This is a genomic window from Moritella sp. 28 (assembly GCF_018219435.1).
Taxonomy (GTDB): domain Bacteria; phylum Pseudomonadota; class Gammaproteobacteria; order Enterobacterales; family Moritellaceae; genus Moritella.
In genome coordinates, this window is the sequence record NZ_CP056121.1 from 3,467,818 (window position 1) to 3,486,358 (window position 18,541).

Here is an 18,541-nt window from a genome sequence, read left to right on the forward strand (position 1 = left end):
AATCCAATACCGATAATACTAACAAGGAATAAACATTTTCTCAATACAAATGAGACTTATTATCATTTAAATGTTTATTGGTGGGGATTTAGCGATAAACCAAATAACCCCAATCACTTGATGTTGGTTTATCGGTCCCATTTCAAACGTAGATATACTGCTTTTATGCTCACCACGTAACCATAAAAACCCTTGTTCATCAATATGATCAAGGGTTTTTATAATATCGCCATAACGGGTATGGCGAACCTTAATAATTCGTCCTGGTTTTACCGATAGCAGAGAATGCCAGCAGTTAACCAAGACATAACTTCCTTCGGGAATACAAGGTGACATACTCGTCCCCCGAACTCGGCTAATATGAAAACCTAGCAATCGAGTTTAGGATAAACAAGTTGTTGCGCAGGTGGGTACGGTGATGTGGCGGTAAATGTGTCTACACCTTTTGTAGCCCAAAATATTTCGGCAAATCGATTAACTTTTGCTAATAAATCCAGTGTCGCGTCTTTATCAATATTCTGCTTAGCTTTAGATGCTGCGAGCATAATACTATGAGTCAACTCGTGTAGTTCTGGGTACTGCTCTAATTGCGGCTGTTTAATATAATCGCCCCAAATAACTCGAATTTCTTCTTTCACTTTTAAACCATGCACTTCTTTCTCGGTAATTAAACGTCCAAATTGCGCTTGATCATTTAAGCTGAAAGAATCTTTACAGCCAAACTCATCCAATAAATCAACCATACGTATCATTGTGAGTACAGCTAACTGCGCCGAGATAGGATCATAGATCTTGCATGGAATATCACAATGCGCAGATACCTGACTAAATGACAATTTCTTATCCATTGCCGATACTAATTTAAATAACATACGGTTTTCCCTTATTTTTCGGTTGATTTAATGCGATTAGCACGACGAATAGCAAATACTGCATATCCAGCAGCCAATACAACTGGCGCGATCCAAAGTAAATGAATTAACCCTGACAGTGGATCGCTGTGATCATGTCCTGCGTGTGCCAAAACCATCGGGCTCGCTAAAGTAAGGGTTAACGCGGTCAGTATTTTTTGGGGGGTAAGAGATTGAGTCATAAACATCCTGTTTAATTATGATTTACAAATGATAATAGTTCTTATTTATATTTGATAATCATTATTAAGTAAAGCACTTTTTAGATAATACTTAATACTCGGATAGAATGCTTATTTTGATCTACTTCAATCAAACCCCTGATTTACATTTACGCTCACCAAGCAAGATGAGAAAATGTCTAATATCACAATCCACCGTCATCACTACCAGTTAAGATACATATAGCCATGCCAACAGCACCCGCCACCAGCATTGAAGACACATTAAAAAAATTAACAAGTATCTCGGCGCTATTACGCTATTTTGATATTGGTTTTGACAGCGCCTTGATGCATGAATGGCAAGATGATCTGCTTAAACGTTTTAACGGTTATGTGATACTAACAAAACCGCAAGATTGGTTTGATTATCGACGTTGCTTAAAAAATGCCTATTGTAAAGTGCAACGTGGTCGACTAGACCGAAGCAGTAAAACACGCTCAGCCTGTCGCGGCTGCACATCTTGTGAAAGACGTTAATAAATCACACCACGCTAACCGAAGATGATGAGTAACTGAACAAATTAAGGTGTTATTTCTTAGTACTATTTTTCCACGTAATGAATAGTGCTAAGCATAATAAAATACTACCTACTATTGCCCAGCTTTGTTGCTGATGAAGGTGATAAAAATGGATAATAGCACCAAGATCGTGATAAAAATAAGCGGGTAATACTCCAAAACAGACAATCCAGATACTGACCGCTAAAACGTTACCTAACATAAAAAATTTGAATGGCATTTTAGCAATCCCACAACCTAAACACATAAATTGCTTCACACCTTCAATAAAACGACTTAATACCAAGCCAAGCAGACCATACTTTTCTATAAAGGTATTAATTTTCTGTAACCTTTGTTCCTTTATCCAATTTTTACTGCTGATAATGTGACTAAATTTGTGACCAATCATATAACCGCAAGTATTACCAAACAGGCTTGCTCCCCACCCAGTGAGCAATACAAGCGGCAATGACATTTGTCCTTGTGATGCTACTAAGCTGGCAACGATTAATAACGATTGTCCCGGTGCAGGAATCCCCATACCTTCAATTGCGACCATCAGCGCTAGAATAAAATAACCATATTCCTGTAAGAGTGGGCTCATCTCATTAATAATATGCTGAATGTATTCCATATAATTCACTTTTATGTTAAAAAATGCCTATTGTAAAGTGCTGCGTGGTCGACTAGACCGAAGCAGTAAAACACGCTCTGCTTGTCGCGGCTGCACCTCGTGTGAAAGAGGTTTATCTGTTAGCGAAAAACTAAGACCTCACAAACACTAATAAACGATTATTAGCTGGCATAGTATGATCATGTATTAATGTAAGCCCCTGTTCAATTGCAAGCTTGCTAATCGCTTCAATATTGCGAATACCACGCTCCGCATCAAGATCCTTTAACCACACATCAAAATCAGCATTACTTTGACTGGTAAATTTCCCCATGTAATTAAACGGGCCATAAATACATAGTTTGCCACCTAATGACAAATGCTCACCAACACCTTGAAAGAATTTTTTAACTAAAGGCCAGCTAACAATATGTAAAGTGTTCGCAGTAAAAATACCATCCACTTTTTCAATCGGCCAAGGCTGGTGTAGATCTAACAATAATGGCCGTTGTAAATTAGTCAACGACACGCTGTCTAACCAGCAATTAATCCCAGCATGATTACACGCTAGATCACTTGTTTGCCAAGTAAGGTGCGGTAATTTCGCAGCAAAATACACGGCATGCTGTGCACTTCCCGTACCAATTTCCAATATCCTCTGGGGTTGAATGAACTCGCTATTGAGAACACTCAAAATAGCTTGTTTATTATTTTCACACGATTGTGAGAAAGGTTTTGTCATATTACACCTACATCAGTTGTCCATTGCCATGAACAGTTTAACGATAATAAAAATAAAAGGTAACCGCAAGCTATACTTGACTAGTAGAAAACAGCTAATGAGTGGAGCCAATTATGTTTTTTAAACATAGAAGCAATAACGACATGATAGAAGTAATAGGACAAGATGATCTCACTAATCTATACCACGATAGTGTATTAGGTCGTTATCAGGTAGGCGAAGAGCAACAAGACCCTGAATCATTTAAGAAATCAGATCTCATTTTTCTATCTGGCGAAGAACTACCACGCTGCTGGACCGATCCTCATTATCGAGAACATGAGCATTAATTCAAACGGGAACATCCCTGTTCCCACGTCATTCATTTATAAACTCGGTGTCATTGCTGCGTCATTCGCGAAACGACGACGAACCCAAAGCAGGCTTAACACAACCAGAACAGCAGTCACTAACATCACAGAACCAAGGTTAAATTGATCCTTTGCGCCCATTAAAGATGCAGCTAGAGTCGCAAGACCTGCGCCTAAATTTTGCATACCACCTAAAATAGCCCCCGCTGTACCTGCGTGATGTGGGAAAGGTTGAATTGCCGCGGTCGTTGCTGCAGGGAATATAATGCCAGCACCAATAAACGACACAAACCCACCACCGATCAGCGATACCACAGTAACAAGTCCAGCCATTCCCGGTATAAAGATAATCAAGGCCCCAATGATCAGTGTCGCCATGCCAATATTAAATAGATGGCGTTGACCGATACGCGCTGTTAATGCTGCTGATAACCACGCACCTAACAAGTATCCCGGCAGTGGCAATACAAACAACCAGCTTACTGTGGTTGGATCGAGTTTTAACACGCTGCCGAGTAATACCCCTGCAGCCGCTTCAAATACGGCAATCCCCGCAAATGTTGCGATCAAGCAAAATACATACCCTTGAAATTGGCGATTACTCAGCACATAACTATAACTTATCCAAACGCGTTCATTACGACGATTTTCTTTAGGCAATGTTTCATCAAACATCACAAACATAGCTAATGTAACCAAGGCACCAAAAATCAGTAAAAACACATAACTGGCATGCCAATCAAACGCCATTGACAGATAACCACCAACCACAGGTGCAAGTAAAGGTGAAAAAATCACGCCCATACTCACTAAGCTATTTGCTTTGTGTAATGATGCCCCATCATAACAATCACGCGTTACCGTCCGCGACATAGCACCCGCACAGCCCGTACCAGCACCTTGAATAAAGCTTGCCAATAGAAACAGTTCAAAAGACGATGCGAGCAGCGCACCTAACGTTCCCAATAAAAATATCAGCATCCCCACTATAATCACTGGTCGTCGACCGATACGATCCGACAATGGCCCATAGACAAACTGTGATAACCCATAAGGAATCAAATAAGCTGCCATAACAGCTTGTAAATACGTGGGCTGTACAGCAAAATCGCTTGCCATTGCAGCGATAGAGGGCACATACATCGTTTGTGTCATTTGCCCGACAGCTGTCAGAATAATAATTAGAAATAGTAATTTTGCCATGTTGGCAGAAGACGATTGTTGACGCACAACCATACCCTCACAATAAGTTAAGAATAAAAATCGGGATTTATAACTAAAAACCGTAGATTATAGAGTTAAACTCTATCTTGATTGATAATGAAAAGATTGGTGACAGGCTAAATCCATATATACAATATCTTACTCTGCATTTCAGGCGGAATAATAATCTTGAAGGCATCACAGAGCAAGTAAAAAAGATGTATTAACACCGTAGTTTTTCACCCACAAAAACATTAGTTTATCTAATGCATAAACATACACCTATCGACCTCGTATATCTCAATGCTTTTTAATCACTTCAACCTCACCTTTACTGCATTGCAAGTGACGTAAAGTCCTTCTATAATTTGAAGCTATAGTGAAGGCATGGCTGCCTCTATTTGCATAATCAAGACTAAGGATAGTCATATGATTTTCATTTTAAAACGGTTTATCACACCGCTAATTATCTTGGTTGCGTCACTTTATCTGCCAGCGTGCTCAATGAAAAAACAACTTAATTTAATACCACCAAACCCCGTCCCTATTGTATCGACAGGTATCGCAACTGCTGGCGCAATATCCGTTGATATAACGCCACCTCCGGGCATGGCTATGGGTGGCTATTCAGTCATGGCGAATAAAGGTGTCGGTTTCAGGACTCGCCTAAAAGCCAGAGTGATTTATATTAATGATGGGCAAGGCAATGCGACAGCATTAGTACAAACAGACCTGACCTCAGCGTCATTACTGCTGCACCACAAGGTCGCATCAGAGGTTGCCAATTTAGGACTAAAGATAAGTGATATTGTAATAACAGCCACACATACACATTCCGCACCTGCAAACCATTTTGAGAATGATTTTTACAATAAACACATGTCGAGTCAGGCAGGTTTAGACGAGCAATATTTAAACTTTTTAACTCAACAAATTAGTACAGGTATTCAACAAGCCATTTCGCAACAAAAAACAGCCAAAATAGCCACGGGTCAGCGTGATATATACGGCTATAATCGTAACCGTTCATTAAGCGCTTATTTATATAACAACAATATAAGTGGGATAGACCCCAAGGATCCGGACGCTAAATTTAATGCTGTAAATCCAACATTATCTATGATCCGTATTGATGTAAAAGATCATTTAGGCCAGTTTAAACCACTTGCCGCATTTTCGAGTTTTTCGGTACATGCAACGGCACTAAGCCCTGCGGTAGAAGTTTATAATGCAGATTTATTTGCTTATGCACAAAAAGACCTGCAATGGCATATTCAAGAACAGTACCTCACACCTTGGCCTATAGTACATGCCTTAACAACTGGTACCCAAGGAGATATGGCCCCAGCACTACCCGATCTTGGTGATAATTTATTTACACATTTTAATGTCAACTGGCCTGCCGCCAAGCGCTTAGGCAAAGGTATTGGTAAAGAGTCGATTAGTTTGTTTAACGCCCTTTCATCTCAACTTACTAGCACCATAAATATCACCACTGCTGCAAGAGAAATCAACATTCAACACAATAACAGAATAGGTGATATCACACTTTGTAAAGCGCCTGCAGTCGGTGCGCCCGTTGCCGGAGGGGCTTATGAACGTCGAACTCCTTACCTTGGCTTAAATCCATTCTTCCGCGGCGGTAGCGCGGTCACTCGAAGTTGGTTTTTTAATGATGGTTGTCAAGGTAATAAAGCCTATCTCGGTTATAAATACCCACAACAATTATTAGCGCCGATCAAGAGTTTTCCGAATACCGTTTTATTCCAGCTAATCAGAATTAACGACGCGGCCATCATTCCCTTACCGTTTGAAGTCACCGCAGAAGCTGGACGACGAATAACCCGCCATGTGGTAAACGCTTTTAGCCGTGAGGAGCAGCCCATTAAGCATATCTGGGTAACCAGCAATGCAAATGGTTATTTTGGTTATAGCACAACACAGGAAGAGTATTTTCAACAATACTATGAAGGCGGACATACGTTATATGGTAAATATACAACCGCTTATCTCAGCGCCCAATTAAGCGTCCTTGCTCAGGATATGCAAAACAACACCATCAATGAGACCTTACCGATATGGCGTTATAACGTTACCATTAAACCCCAATTATCTGCTCAAGAAAAAAGCGCTGGACAACGGACGGTACACGCGCAGCCGACTCTAAAAATGATAAGCCCTCATCATGGACCTTCTCCCTCAGATAACGAACAAGAGAACTACATCAAATTTGAATGGGTAGATGTAAATCCTGCTGAAATTTCGTTTCATCTCCCACTCGTTAAAATAGAAGAAAACCAACAGGGTAAATGGGAGGATGTCAAAAGAGGACACATGCCTATTTCTGATGAAGGCTATGATATTGAAGTCCGCTACCTAGCAAGCAGCAGACATAATATGGGGATCTACCAAGCACGTTGGTATAATCCGATAATTGGAAATTACCGTTTTACAATTGCAGCGCGACAATCACAACCAGAGCTCTATTCAAAATTATTCAGCGTAACCAATACAATTAAGTAAAATTAACACGGCTTTTCTGGATTATGCCTACCGAAAACCAAAATTTATATTAAACTCATTAAGGTAAGATAGATTATCAGTTAGGTACAATGAAAGCCGTCACTGAGGAGATAGTATGAATAATAGTGATCTAATCTTTATCGCCTTCTCTATTATTACTCTCATTAATGTAGCACGGGCAGTGTCATCATTACGTTGCTTGCTATATCGCATGAAAGATATTGATCCGCTGCTTTACCAACGTGTTAATGGGCGTGTATTTTTCAGTACCGAAGGTAATTACAACAAACAGATGCAACTGTTCCATTATATTCGCCGTGATGAACATCTACATCATTTTGATGAATACTTTATCTATCGTTGTAATAAGGTTAAGAAGATATTCACTTTGGCAACTTACCTCGTCGTTTTTAATATTCTTCTCATCCCAGTGTTAATGTACCTCGATTTATAAGTACCCAAGTGAAAATATTATCCAAATTAACTGCAATATCATTAATGATTGCAGTTAATTCGAGCTTCCCCTGTAAAGTATCCTCGAACAACATTTCGCATATAAACTAAACCGATTAGCTAATCTATTTATAGAAACGTCGTATTGATCGCGGCAATCCACAAATTCAACTGTAATATAATAAATCATACGACTGTTTAAATTTATTATTCAAATAAATTCAGGTTGAATAACCCGTTTGTAACGGGTATTTAGCAACAAACTTTAAAACTAGGTACCACCTTATATTCACAACACAACTTGATAGATAGGAAGAATTATATGTTATCGAATGCCGCTGTAGAAAAAATCGAATTGAACGGAATCAATTGTATTGCAGATTTGATACAACAAACATGTGAAAAGTTTGCTGATAAACCAGCGTATACTTGCTTAGGAAAAACGCTTACCTTTAAAGAAATTGACCGACTTTCTGCCGCTTTTGCATCTTATTTACAAAATCATACAGATCTAAAGCCCGGTGATAAAATTGCAATTCAGTTACCCAGTATCACTCAATTTCCAATTGCAGCCTATGGTGCTACACGTGCAGGATTAGTATTAGTCAATACCAACCCACTTTACACACCAAGAGAAATGTTACACCAGTTTAATAACTCAGAAGCCTCTGCATTAGTGATCCTATCAGATCTACTCCCTGTAGCAGAAAAAGTCCTGCCTGATACCAACATCAGAACAGTGATCACAACGCATGCAGCCGATTTACTTGCGCCACAAGAACAAGGCTCAGAGCAGCTAGATACTATTTCATTACTCGACGCGATTGCTCTTGGTGAAAACTGCGCTTATCAACCTGTGACTTGTAATCTTGATGATTTAGCCGTTTTACAATACACAGGCGGCACGACTGGTTTATCAAAAGGCGCAATGCTAAGTCACAGCAATGTATTAAGTAATACATTTCAAACGAAGGGTCGTTTAACCTGCTTGATTACCGAAGGTGAAGAAATTCTTGTATCACCACTCCCGCTTTATCATATTTACGCATTTAATATCACCCTACTACTGTACTTCAGCACTGGCGCTCACTCAGTATTGATTCCAAATCCACGTGACATGGTTGGTTTTATTAATTCAATTAAGACCATCAAATTCACTGCTATTTCTGGTCTTAATACTTTATTTGTAGGCTTATGTTCTCTTCCTGAATTTAGAGGTCTCGACTTCAGTCAATTAAGAATTACGACTTCTGGTGGTACAGCATTAACAAGCTCAACCGCTAAGCTATGGAAAGAAGTAACAGGATGCGATATCTGTGAAGGCTATGGATTATCAGAAACAGCACCGGTAGTTACTTTTAACCTACCAGGGCAAACTTTGATTGGTTCGATTGGATCTGCCGTACCAGGAACTGAAATTAAACTGCTTGATGAAAATGATAAAGAAGTAGCGCCTGGAGAGGCTGGTGAATTAGCCGTTCGCGGTCCACAAGTAATGCAAGGATACTGGCGTAGTGATGATGCAACAGCAGAAGTAATGACAAGTGATGGTTACTTCAAAACCGGTGATATTGCAGAGCGACTTGATAATGGGTATTACAAAATCGTTGACCGTAAGAAAGACATGATCATTGTGTCGGGTTTTAATGTATACCCTAATGAAGTCGAAGAGATTTTATCTAATCACGCGGGTATCCAAGAAGCGGCTGTAATTGGCGTACCACTAGAAAAGACAGGTGAAGCAGTGAAGGCATTTATCGTCAGATCACAACAAAGCCAAGATCTTGCAGAAGAAGATGTTATTTCTCACTGTAAGGATTTCTTAACCGGCTACAAAGTGCCTAAGCAGATCGTATTTATAGATGAATTACCAAAAACAGCAGTCGGTAAGATTTTACGTCGTGAATTACGTACCGTATAAATAACGAAAGCTATTTTTAGTTAAGCACTCAACTTCAGTTTGAGTGCTTAAACTTAACGACAAACATAGCGCCACCCAACTCACTGGTGCCAATATTAATCTCCGCCTTCATCGTTTTAACTATCGTATTTACAATCGCTAAACCTAAGCCAAAACCACCCGTTTGCCGGCTTCGGCTGTTATCTAAACGTGTAAAGGCATCCAATACTTGTTCACGTTGTAATGGTGAAATACCTTCCCCATCATCTTCAACAACAATACTGAAATACTCAGGATCATTTTTAAGACTAAGCTTGACGGTTGAATCCGCATATAAACACGCATTTTTTACCAAGTTATCAACAATAAGTTGCAGGTAACGAGCATTTGCATCAACCCTAACCGTATCGATATCTGAAAAGAGAGATACGTGGGAGTATTGGCGCTGGAATTCAATTTCACGTGATTGCATCAACTCACTTAAATCGACGATTTGATGTGCCGATGAAGGTTTATTTTCAATTGTTTGTAACATCAAAATATCATTGGCCAACGCTTCCATCTCAACCGAGTAACGACTTAAATCACTATGTAATTCAGCTGTGTACGAGCTATGTTCTTCATTACTTAATAATCCCATCACTAACTGAATTCGCGTTAACGGTGTGCGTAGCTCATGCGCAATTGCATTGGCCATAACCTGTTGTTGATGCTGTGAGTACTGCAAGGATATCGCCATCTCATTAAAACTTGCTGCCATTTGGTTTAAGGGAGCGGGTATTTTATCGTCAACTCGCGTATCGAGCTGGCCATCTGCTAAGGCTAAACTCGCGGTGCTCAAGCGATAAACATGATCAGATATATTTTTGACTGAGGAATACAACACTAATGCGATACTCGAGAAGATAAAACCCAATAGAAATAGTTCTGGCCCACTATCTTCCCAATCCTCTGAATAACCCTTAGAATAAATCATTTCAGGATTGTCAATGATGAGTAAAAAACCATCATTGTGCGGGAGGACCGCAGCAAGAAGATCATTCTCTTCTTCGGTATGTAAATATACCCCTACCTTACCAATTCCTGCTGGTAAAAGCGGAGTATCGCTCTCCTCGTTAAGATTGATTTCGTATAATAATTCATGCTGCAGCTGATAATCAAATGCTTGTTTAGCGGTCATTTTTTTAATAGTAAAACCGATGACTTTATTCAGTAATTCCACCGAGATGTTCCAACGGTCAGTATCTTCGACAAAATCATCGAGTAACACAGCCGTAAAGCTAACGTCGTGTACAAACCCAGTATCAGTATCGTCATAATAATTAATCAACATAGTAACAAACACAATACTGCCAATAATAACGGCGGTAATACTGATATACAATTTAAAAAAAAGTGTATGTGCCATATTACGGTTTATTATTCGATTAAGATTAGTAAACATATTATTGCTTAACAAATAGGTAGCCCTTACAACGGATTGTTTTAATGATTTTCGAGAGAAGTGATATAGCTAATGAGCAAAGCCCTAAGCGATACTAACAAAACTTTGCATTTAAATCACGACACCTAAATTAAACAACGAGTCTAAATCTAACGACAAACATAGCGCCACCCAACTCACTGCTGCCAATATTAATCTCCGCCTTCATTGTTTTAACTATCGTATTTACAATCGCTAAACCTAAACCAAAACCACCCGTTTGCCGGCTTCGGCTGTTATCTAAACGTGTAAAGGCATCCAATACTTGTTCACGTTGTAATGGCGAAATACCTCCCCCATCATCTTCAACAATAATACTGAAATACTCAGGATCATTTTTAAGGCTAAGCTTGACGGTTGAATCTGCATATAAACACGCATTTTTCACCAAATTATCGACGATAAGTTGCAGGTAACGAGGGTTTGCATCGACTCTAACCGTATCGATATCTGAAGAAAGCGATACACTAGGATATTGGCGTTGAAATTCAAGTTCACGTGATTGCATTAACTCACTTAAATCGACGATTTGATGCGCCGATGAAGGTTTATGTTCGATCGTTTGTAACATCAAAATATCATTAGCCAACGCTTCCATTTCAACTGTATAACGGCTTAAATCATTATGTAATTCAGTCGTATATGTACTATGTTCCTCATCACTTAATAATCCCATCACTAATTGAATTCGCGTTAACGGTGTGCGTAACTCATGCGCAATAGCATTGGCCATAACCTGTTGTTGATGCTGGGAGTGCTGCAATGATATAGCCATCTCATTAAAACTTGCCGCCATCTGGTTTAACGGGGCTGGTATTTTATCGTCAACTCGAGTATCTAACTGCCCGTTTGCTAAGGCTAAACTTGCAGTGCTCAACCGATAAACGTGATCAGATATATTTTTTACTGAGGCATACAGCACCAAAGCGATACTCAAAAAGATAAAACCTAATAAAAATAGCTCAGGATAATTATCTTCCAAATCTTCAGGCCCATCTATCGGGTACGCCTCTTCTAAACGGTCAATAATGAGCAATAACCCTTCATGATGCGGAATGATAATAGCAAGACGTCCACTTTCTTCTTCATGTCGATATACATACACCCCCCATTTACCAATCCCTGCAGGTAATGGTGGGTAGTTTATATTTTGCTTTATATCAATTTCGTCCAACAATTCATGCTTTTGATGATATGCCAATGCGTTTTTCACCGAGATAGTTTCAATAGTAAAACCTGTGAACCGACTCAATAAGTCTACTTCCATATTCCAATCGTCAGTACTTGCGGTAAAGTCATCAAGTAGTGTGGCAGCAAAGCTAGCATCGTGCACAAATGCATCATTATTAAGATTATCATAGTAGTAATCCATAACTAACGAAACAATGACAATACTACCTATAATAACAGTGCTAATACTGATATATAGCTTAAAGAAAAGCGTATTAGCCATATTACGATTGATAGATTTTTTAAGATTAGAAAACATATTATTGTTTAACAAAAAGCTAGCCCCTCACAACGAATTGTTTTAATTATTTGCTCGGGGAGTGCTATAGCCAGTGAACAAAGCCCTAAGCGATACTAACAACGTGCTTAAACCTAACGACAAACATAGCGCCACCCAACTCACTGCTGCCAATATTAATATCCGCTTTCATTGTTTTAACTATCGTATTTACAATAGCTAAACCTAAACCAAAACCACCCGTTTGCCTGCTTCGGCTGTTATCTAAACGTGTAAAGGCATCCAATACTTGTTCACGTTGTAACGGCGAAATACCTTCTCCATCATCTTCAACAATAATACTGAAATACTCAAGATCACTTTTTAGGCTAAGCTTGACGGTTGAATCCGCATATAAACACGCATTTTTCACCAAATTATCAACTATAAGTTGCAGGTAACGAGGGTTTGCATCAACCCTAACCGTATCGACATCTGAAGAAAGCGAGACACTAGGATATTGGCGTTGAAATTCAATTTTACGTGATTGCATCAACTCACTTAAATCGACGATTTGATGCACCAATGAAGGTTTATGTTCGATCGTTTGCAACATCAAAATATCATTGGCCAACGCTTCCATTTCAACCGTGTAACGGCTTAAATCATTATGTAATTCAGTCGTATATGTACTATGTTCTTCATCACTTAATAATCCCATCACTAATTGAATTCGCGTTAACGGTGTGCGTAACTCATGCGCAATTGCATTGGCCATAACCTGTTGTTGATGCTGTGAGTACTGCAAGGATATCGCCATCTCATTAAAACTTACCGCCATTTGATTTAAGGGGGCGGGTATGTTGTCGACAACCCTTGTATCGAGCTGACCATTTGCTAATGCCTGACTTGCCAAACTCAATTTATAAACATGATCGGATATATTTTTCACAGCGACATACAGCACTAATGCGATACTCAAAAAGATAAAGCCCAATAATAAAAATAAAGCATCGTTATCGTCATCAGGCCCCTCCATGGGTGCATCCATACTAGAAATAGTATCAATAATGAGTAGTGACTTGTCATAATACGGGATGATTACAGCCAAGCGTTCATCATTAGCGTTAGCGTTATCATATACATGCACGCCGCCCCAACCAATACCAATAGGTAAAGGTGGTGTATCATTATCCTGATCAATAACATCCAATAATTCATGTCGTTGGTGATATTTTAATACTTCTTTCGCGGATAACGTTTGAATTGAAAAACCCGTGAATTGGCTTAATAGATCCACTTCCATATCCCAGCGTTCACTACCTTCCTCAAAATTATCCAGTAAACGTGCAACAAAATTAGCATTGTATACAAATTCAGCATTGTTAAAATAATTGTAAATGATGATTACAAATAATACTATGCTACCAATGATTACGGTCGTAATACTGAGATACAGCTTAAAAAAAAGTGTATGACCCTTATTACGGTTTATTACTCGATTGAGATTAGTCAATATATTATTGTTTAACAAAAAGGTAGCCCTTACAGCGAATTGTTTTGATAATTTGATACGGTGCTACATCATCTTTTATCTTTTTACGTAAACTGGATAAGCGCATGTCGAGTGCTCTATCCAAGCCATCAAATTCAACCCCTTTTAATGCTTGATAACACTCATCACGGCTAACAATTGTTCCCGCTTGTTTTGCTAAATATTCCAACATTTCATATTCTGCACCGGTTAAGATAATCTCTTCATTATCACGGGTAACCAAACGCTTCAATGTATCTATCGTTAACGTACCAGTATGACTTAACGCATTATCATTTTTCTTACTTCTGCTTTCGCGGCGTAACAATGCTTCAATATGAGAGAGTAAAATATGCGGTCGTAACGGTTTATGCAGATAACCATCAGCGCCCGTATCCAACGCTGCAATCTCAGATATTTCTTCACTGCAAGCGGTAAGCATAATAATAGGCCCAGTATAAGTTTCACGACTTTGCTTACACACTTCAATACCGTTCATACCCGGCATCATAATATCCAATACCACCAGATCAGGTTGTAATCTGATGATATCGGCGAGTCCATCTGTACCATTATTGCTAAGTGATACTTTATATCCTTTAGTGCGTAAAAACATGTCGAGAAGACGACAAATCTCTAAATCATCTTCAACAATTAAAATGTGTTTTTTGCCATTTTCTAACATGTTCAAAGAAACCTTATGTCATTATAAATAAGTAAAATACAGGGATAAGAAAACACTTAAGCGCTAGGTAAGTTTAGTTCACTATCATTTAGTCTAATGGTATGAATATTGTAATTTTTCGGTATAACCCAAGTATAGCGATCAAATAATAACCCTAACAATACTGTAATACTAACGAATTTAGTTATATGAATGCCTTTACACTATGACGTATGAATAACAACGCAATCATATAAAACAAAACGTAAGCTTTCAGTCTCTAATTTGTCAGCTTTGTCAGCTTTGTCAGTAGTAATCAAGCAGCCAGTCAATATTTTTATAAACTACTGTGATTTTATCAGTGTTCCCCTACTTAATATCTATACAGACGGTATAATTACGCTAAAATACAATCCTAATGACCTTGGCTTTAAATCGTGCTTGCAGAAACAGCAAGCATGCTTCAGATAAGAGTAAACATGCTTTCAGATAAGAGTAAACAAGCTATTCGTGATGTTTATCAGAACATCCGCGATTCACTGCCTGACTTTGCAGTCCGTAAATCACAAAATATCCTTGTGGCTGAAATGGCAAAAACCCTCGCCGGTAATTTTGATAAAAATCGTCGTTTAATTATAGCCGAAGCAGGTACAGGAACAGGTAAATCATTAGCTTATTTGATTGCAGGGATCCCGCTCGCCACCGAAGCGAAAAAGACCCTCGTCATTTCAACAGCCACCATTGCACTACAAGAGCAGCTTTTGCACAAAGAACTGCCTTTCTTTCGCCGCCAATCAGGGCTTAAATTTGAGTTTGCCTTGGTGAAAGGTCGTCAGCGTTATTGCTGTGAACAAAAGCTTGCCATGCTTTCGCAAGCTGATGACCAAATAGAACTACTTGCTGACTTAGCCACAGTTCCTAAAAAACGCGATTTACAGCTTATCAAGCGCATGTTTACGGCCTACGCAGCAGGTAAATGGAAAGGCGATATCGACAGTTGGCCCACCCAGATCCCCGGCGATATTTGGCAATTAATTGTTTCAGACCGTCACAGTTGCAGTAAATCATTTAGCGCACACCGTAATTGCCCTTTTCATAAAGCACGTGAAGCCTTGGACCAATGTGACGTGCTCATTGTAAATCACGCCTTATTATTAGCTGATTTAGAGCTTGGTGGCGGCATTATTCTACCAAAACCAGAAGACTGTTATTACGTACTGGATGAAGCCCATCATTTACCACGCATTACCCGTGATTTCTCGTCAGCGCATGCTTCGGTACTCGGCGCAAAAGCCTGGTTACAAACCATGGCGGTATCAATGCGCCAACTCACGCAAACTATCGCGTCAAGCGAGATATCCGATCCGGTCACAAAACTGCTCAGTTCAATCAATACTATCAGTAAAGAACTCACCAAGGTCCACAGTTTAATGTCCGCTAACGATCGCCAATTTAGTGATGATTCTTGGCGCTTTGCTGATGGCGAACTACCAGAATCGTTAGCAGAACTGGCAGCAAACATGAATCATGAAACCAAACGTGGCGTTAGCCAAACAGCAAAAATTGTTGATATTCTTGCCGAACAAGTAAAACAAGATCAGTTGCCACAAGTTAAAGCAAATAAACTCATTGCCGAAGTGGGTTTTTACCTGCAACGCATCGAGAATCTGCATCAAGTGTGGAACATGTTGATTAAAGAAACAAAAGGCACACCACTGGCAAAATGGGTAGAGAAAAGTGGCACTCGCCAAGACGACCATATCTTTGCAGCTAGCTTGATTGATGTTGACAGTAAACTAGAACACATGTTGTGGTCGCAATGTGGCGCTGCGATCTTGACCTCAGCAACATTAACCTCACTCGGCAACTTTAATTATTTCCGCCGCCAAGTCGGCTTATTAAATGATGAATCAACGCAGCACCTGCAACTCGACTCACCGTTTGAGTTTGAACAAGCAGAGCTATATATACCTAATTTAGCACTAGCACCAAATGAGCACGGTTTCACTGAGTTATTAGCAGAAAAACTCCCAAGTTTACTGCCGGACAAAAAAGCATCTTTGGTGTTGTTTAGTTCGTACCGACAAATGAATCAAGTCGCTGAAATTATTCGTAGTACAACAAAATTAGAACTATTGGTACAAAAAGAAAGTTCACGTGCCGAACAATTACAAAAACATGCAGAAAACGTGAAAGCAAATAAAACCAGCATCTTATTTGGAACGAGTAGCTTATCTGAAGGTCTTGATCTACCTGGGGATTTACTCACAAATTTAATTATCACTAAAATCCCATTCTCAGTGCCGACCTCCCCTGTTGAAGAAGCGCAATCGGAATGGATCACTAAATCTGGTGGAAATCCATTCATGCAGGTCTCAGTTCCCGAAGCCAGTAAAAAATTGATCCAATCTTGTGGTAGATTACTGAGAAAAGAGAAAGATTCTGGTAGAATCACGCTACTTGATCGGCGAGTTGTTAGTAAACGCTATGGACCAGCATTGCTTAATTCGCTTCCCCCTTATAAAAGAAATATAGAGTTTTGATGTTAGAACTTGGTTTAGAACCTTCGGTTTTTATAATTTTATGCAGCGTTGCGCTGGTTGCTGGTTTCATTGACGCTATTGCTGGCGGTGGTGGTTTATTAACAGTACCCGCATTACTCAGTGCAGGCCTACCGCCACACCTTGCATTAGGTACCAATAAATTGGCTGCCAGTTTTGGTTCATGCGCTGCAGCAATAACCTTCTATAAGAAGCGTTTATTTAATCCCAAATTTTGGTGGCGATCATTTCTGTTTACAGCCACCGGAGCTATATGTGGTACCTTCGTAGTTAACGTCATCAGCACCGCTTGGCTAGAGAAATTATTACCCGTCATTATTATCTTTACTGCTATCTATTCTATCTTTAGCAAAACCCAAGAACACACAGGTGAAACCTTACCTGATGATAACCCTGCACTACATAAAAAGCAGGGCTTACAAGGGTGTATTATCGGCTTTTATGATGGTGTCGCAGGCCCAGGTACCGGTGCATTTTGGACTGTCTCAACAATGGCACTGTATAAACTTAATATCCTGTTTGCCTCTGGTGTTGCTAAAGCAATGAACTTTACCAGTAACTTCACCTCCCTGCTGACCTTTATTTACCTTGGCCACATCAATTGGTATCTGGGTTTAAGCATGGGTTTATCAATTATGGTTGGTGCGATCATTGGTGCACATACAGCTATTCATTTTGGGGCTAAGTTCATTCGCCCATTATTCATTACTGTCGTTATTATTATTGCCTTTAAGCTGGCTTATCAAGCATGGCTACAATAACCCGTCAGCAACAACAGCTCAACCAACTCACCCAACGTATTAAACAGTTGAGTGAGTTGAGTAAGCAAGTCAACTCGAGTCACACAACGACCATCAATTATAAATTACGCGATCGCGCCTTGTTCTACCCTGGCTTATTTATCGGTAACAGCCACGATATTCAGCAATACATAGCTGAATTAGAAAAGAGTATGACGCGTTTACAACACTATTTTGATAAGAGTTTTGATAAGAGTGTTGATAAACAGGCAACCAACACAAAGCAGCCAAGCTCATCGCCAGAAAATACATTATCTATAGAGGACGTGTTATTAGAAAAAGTAGCACATCAATTTAGAGCTATTAATGGCGTATTACGACAGTGTCATTTTAGGCGTGGAGAAGTCAAAGATGAGCAAACAAATTATGCTGTTATTGCGAAGAAGTTATTGCAGAAATCACACTATTTATATCAAAAATTAGCGCAACAAATAGAGTATGAACGCCGTTTGCAAGCAATGATAGATCAACAAACCGATCCACTTCAATTACAACAAACGAGGCAAAGGTTACAACGTTGTCAGGCTGCAACAGCAAAAGTCCGCCAACAGTTACAACGCTATGAACAAAAGAAAGATCTTATGTAATAACAATTTCGTTACCAATTAAAAATCTTAATATGCAATATATAA

The 18,541-nt window shown here is 39.4% G+C and carries 18 protein-coding genes; 8 read left to right on the forward strand and 10 right to left on the reverse strand.

Going from position 1 to position 18,541, the window contains the following annotated elements; translation table 11 throughout:
- Positions 1-66: 66 nt before the first annotated feature.
- Genes HWV02_RS15310 through HWV02_RS15320 form a run of 3 tightly spaced genes read right to left on the reverse strand, consistent with a single transcriptional unit; the run spans position 67 to position 1,093 of the window.
- The gene (locus tag HWV02_RS15310) at positions 67-336 is read right to left on the reverse strand and encodes a S24/S26 family peptidase (protein ID WP_255546846.1); all 270 of its coding nucleotides are present in this window, start codon (positions 334-336) and stop codon (positions 67-69) included.
- A 32-nt stretch (positions 337-368) separates the two neighbouring features.
- Positions 369-872, reverse strand: coding sequence for a superoxide dismutase, Ni (gene sodN / locus HWV02_RS15315; RefSeq protein ID WP_211676633.1), 504 nt, complete (start codon positions 870-872; stop codon positions 369-371).
- An 11-nt stretch (positions 873-883) separates the two neighbouring features.
- Positions 884-1,093 carry a hypothetical protein gene (locus tag HWV02_RS15320; RefSeq protein WP_211680389.1) on the reverse strand — a complete coding sequence of 70 codons (210 nt, stop codon included), beginning with the start codon at positions 1,091-1,093 and terminating at the stop codon, positions 884-886.
- 228 nt (positions 1,094-1,321) lie between these two features.
- Here HWV02_RS15320 and HWV02_RS15325 point away from each other — a divergent pair, with 228 nt between their 5' ends.
- Complete coding sequence (locus tag HWV02_RS15325; RefSeq protein ID WP_211688547.1) at positions 1,322-1,612, forward strand: nitrogen fixation protein NifW; 291 nt, start codon at positions 1,322-1,324, stop codon at positions 1,610-1,612.
- Between the two features lie 52 nt (positions 1,613-1,664).
- Here HWV02_RS15325 and HWV02_RS15330 read toward each other — a convergent pair whose 3' ends face one another.
- Both HWV02_RS15330 and HWV02_RS15335 read right to left on the reverse strand, forming a co-directional pair.
- Entirely contained in the window at positions 1,665-2,270 is a 606-nt protein-coding gene (locus HWV02_RS15330) for a DedA family protein (protein ID WP_211688557.1), read from the reverse strand.
- Between the two features lie 130 nt (positions 2,271-2,400).
- Positions 2,401-2,991 (reverse strand): DUF938 domain-containing protein, encoded by a 591-nt coding sequence (locus tag HWV02_RS15335; protein WP_211676635.1) that lies wholly within the window; start codon positions 2,989-2,991, stop codon positions 2,401-2,403.
- Positions 2,992-3,104: 113 nt separating this feature from the next.
- Here HWV02_RS15335 and HWV02_RS15340 point away from each other — a divergent pair, with 113 nt between their 5' ends.
- Entirely contained in the window at positions 3,105-3,320 is a 216-nt protein-coding gene (locus tag HWV02_RS15340) for an acetyltransferase (RefSeq protein ID WP_211676636.1), read from the forward strand.
- A 36-nt stretch (positions 3,321-3,356) separates the two neighbouring features.
- On the opposite strand, the gene emrD is transcribed toward HWV02_RS15340, so the two are convergent.
- Positions 3,357-4,577 (reverse strand): multidrug efflux MFS transporter EmrD, encoded by a 1,221-nt coding sequence (gene emrD, locus HWV02_RS15345; protein WP_211688559.1) that lies wholly within the window; start codon positions 4,575-4,577, stop codon positions 3,357-3,359.
- 396 nt (positions 4,578-4,973) lie between these two features.
- Here emrD and HWV02_RS15350 point away from each other — a divergent pair, with 396 nt between their 5' ends.
- From HWV02_RS15350 to HWV02_RS15360, 3 genes are all read left to right on the forward strand, one after another.
- Positions 4,974-7,067 carry a neutral/alkaline non-lysosomal ceramidase N-terminal domain-containing protein gene (locus HWV02_RS15350; RefSeq protein ID WP_211688561.1) on the forward strand — a complete coding sequence of 698 codons (2,094 nt, stop codon included), beginning with the start codon at positions 4,974-4,976 and terminating at the stop codon, positions 7,065-7,067.
- Between the two features lie 115 nt (positions 7,068-7,182).
- Positions 7,183-7,521: a universal stress protein UspB gene (locus HWV02_RS15355; RefSeq protein WP_211688563.1), complete on the forward strand. Its 339-nt coding sequence runs from the start codon at positions 7,183-7,185 to the stop codon at positions 7,519-7,521.
- A gap of 321 nt (positions 7,522-7,842) precedes the next feature.
- A complete protein-coding gene (locus HWV02_RS15360) occupies positions 7,843-9,441 on the forward strand; it encodes an AMP-binding protein (protein ID WP_211688565.1) in 1,599 nt (532 codons plus the stop codon).
- Positions 9,442-9,475: 34 nt separating this feature from the next.
- Here the strand turns inward: HWV02_RS15360 and HWV02_RS15365 are convergent, their stop codons facing one another.
- The 4 genes from HWV02_RS15365 to HWV02_RS15380 all read right to left on the reverse strand — a co-directional run bounded on the left by HWV02_RS15365 (position 9,476) and on the right by HWV02_RS15380 (position 14,569).
- Positions 9,476-10,828: an ATP-binding protein gene (locus HWV02_RS15365; protein ID WP_255550390.1), complete on the reverse strand. Its 1,353-nt coding sequence runs from the start codon at positions 10,826-10,828 to the stop codon at positions 9,476-9,478.
- A 166-nt stretch (positions 10,829-10,994) separates the two neighbouring features.
- Complete coding sequence (locus tag HWV02_RS15370; protein ID WP_255550393.1) at positions 10,995-12,407, reverse strand: ATP-binding protein; 1,413 nt, start codon at positions 12,405-12,407, stop codon at positions 10,995-10,997.
- A 70-nt stretch (positions 12,408-12,477) separates the two neighbouring features.
- Positions 12,478-13,884, reverse strand: a complete 1,407-nt coding sequence (locus tag HWV02_RS15375; protein WP_211676642.1) for an ATP-binding protein — start codon at positions 13,882-13,884, stop codon at positions 12,478-12,480.
- Positions 13,871-14,569: a response regulator transcription factor gene (locus tag HWV02_RS15380; protein WP_211676643.1), complete on the reverse strand. Its 699-nt coding sequence runs from the start codon at positions 14,567-14,569 to the stop codon at positions 13,871-13,873. Before HWV02_RS15380 ends, HWV02_RS15375 begins: the two co-directional genes overlap by 14 nt.
- A 458-nt stretch (positions 14,570-15,027) precedes the next feature.
- On the opposite strand from HWV02_RS15380, the gene dinG reads away from it, so the two are divergent.
- The 3 genes from dinG to priC are packed head-to-tail and all read left to right on the forward strand — an operon-like array spanning position 15,028 to position 18,496.
- Positions 15,028-17,091, forward strand: a complete 2,064-nt coding sequence (gene dinG, locus HWV02_RS15385; RefSeq protein ID WP_211688568.1) for an ATP-dependent DNA helicase DinG — start codon at positions 15,028-15,030, stop codon at positions 17,089-17,091.
- On the forward strand, positions 17,091-17,870 hold the full coding sequence (locus HWV02_RS15390) for a TSUP family transporter (RefSeq protein ID WP_211672303.1): 780 nt from the start codon (positions 17,091-17,093) through the stop codon (positions 17,868-17,870). Before dinG ends, HWV02_RS15390 begins: the two co-directional genes overlap by 1 nt.
- Positions 17,858-18,496: a primosomal replication protein PriC gene (priC, locus tag HWV02_RS15395; protein WP_211688570.1), complete on the forward strand. Its 639-nt coding sequence runs from the start codon at positions 17,858-17,860 to the stop codon at positions 18,494-18,496. The genes HWV02_RS15390 and priC overlap by 13 nt, the downstream gene beginning before the upstream one ends.
- Positions 18,497-18,541 lie beyond the last annotated feature (45 nt).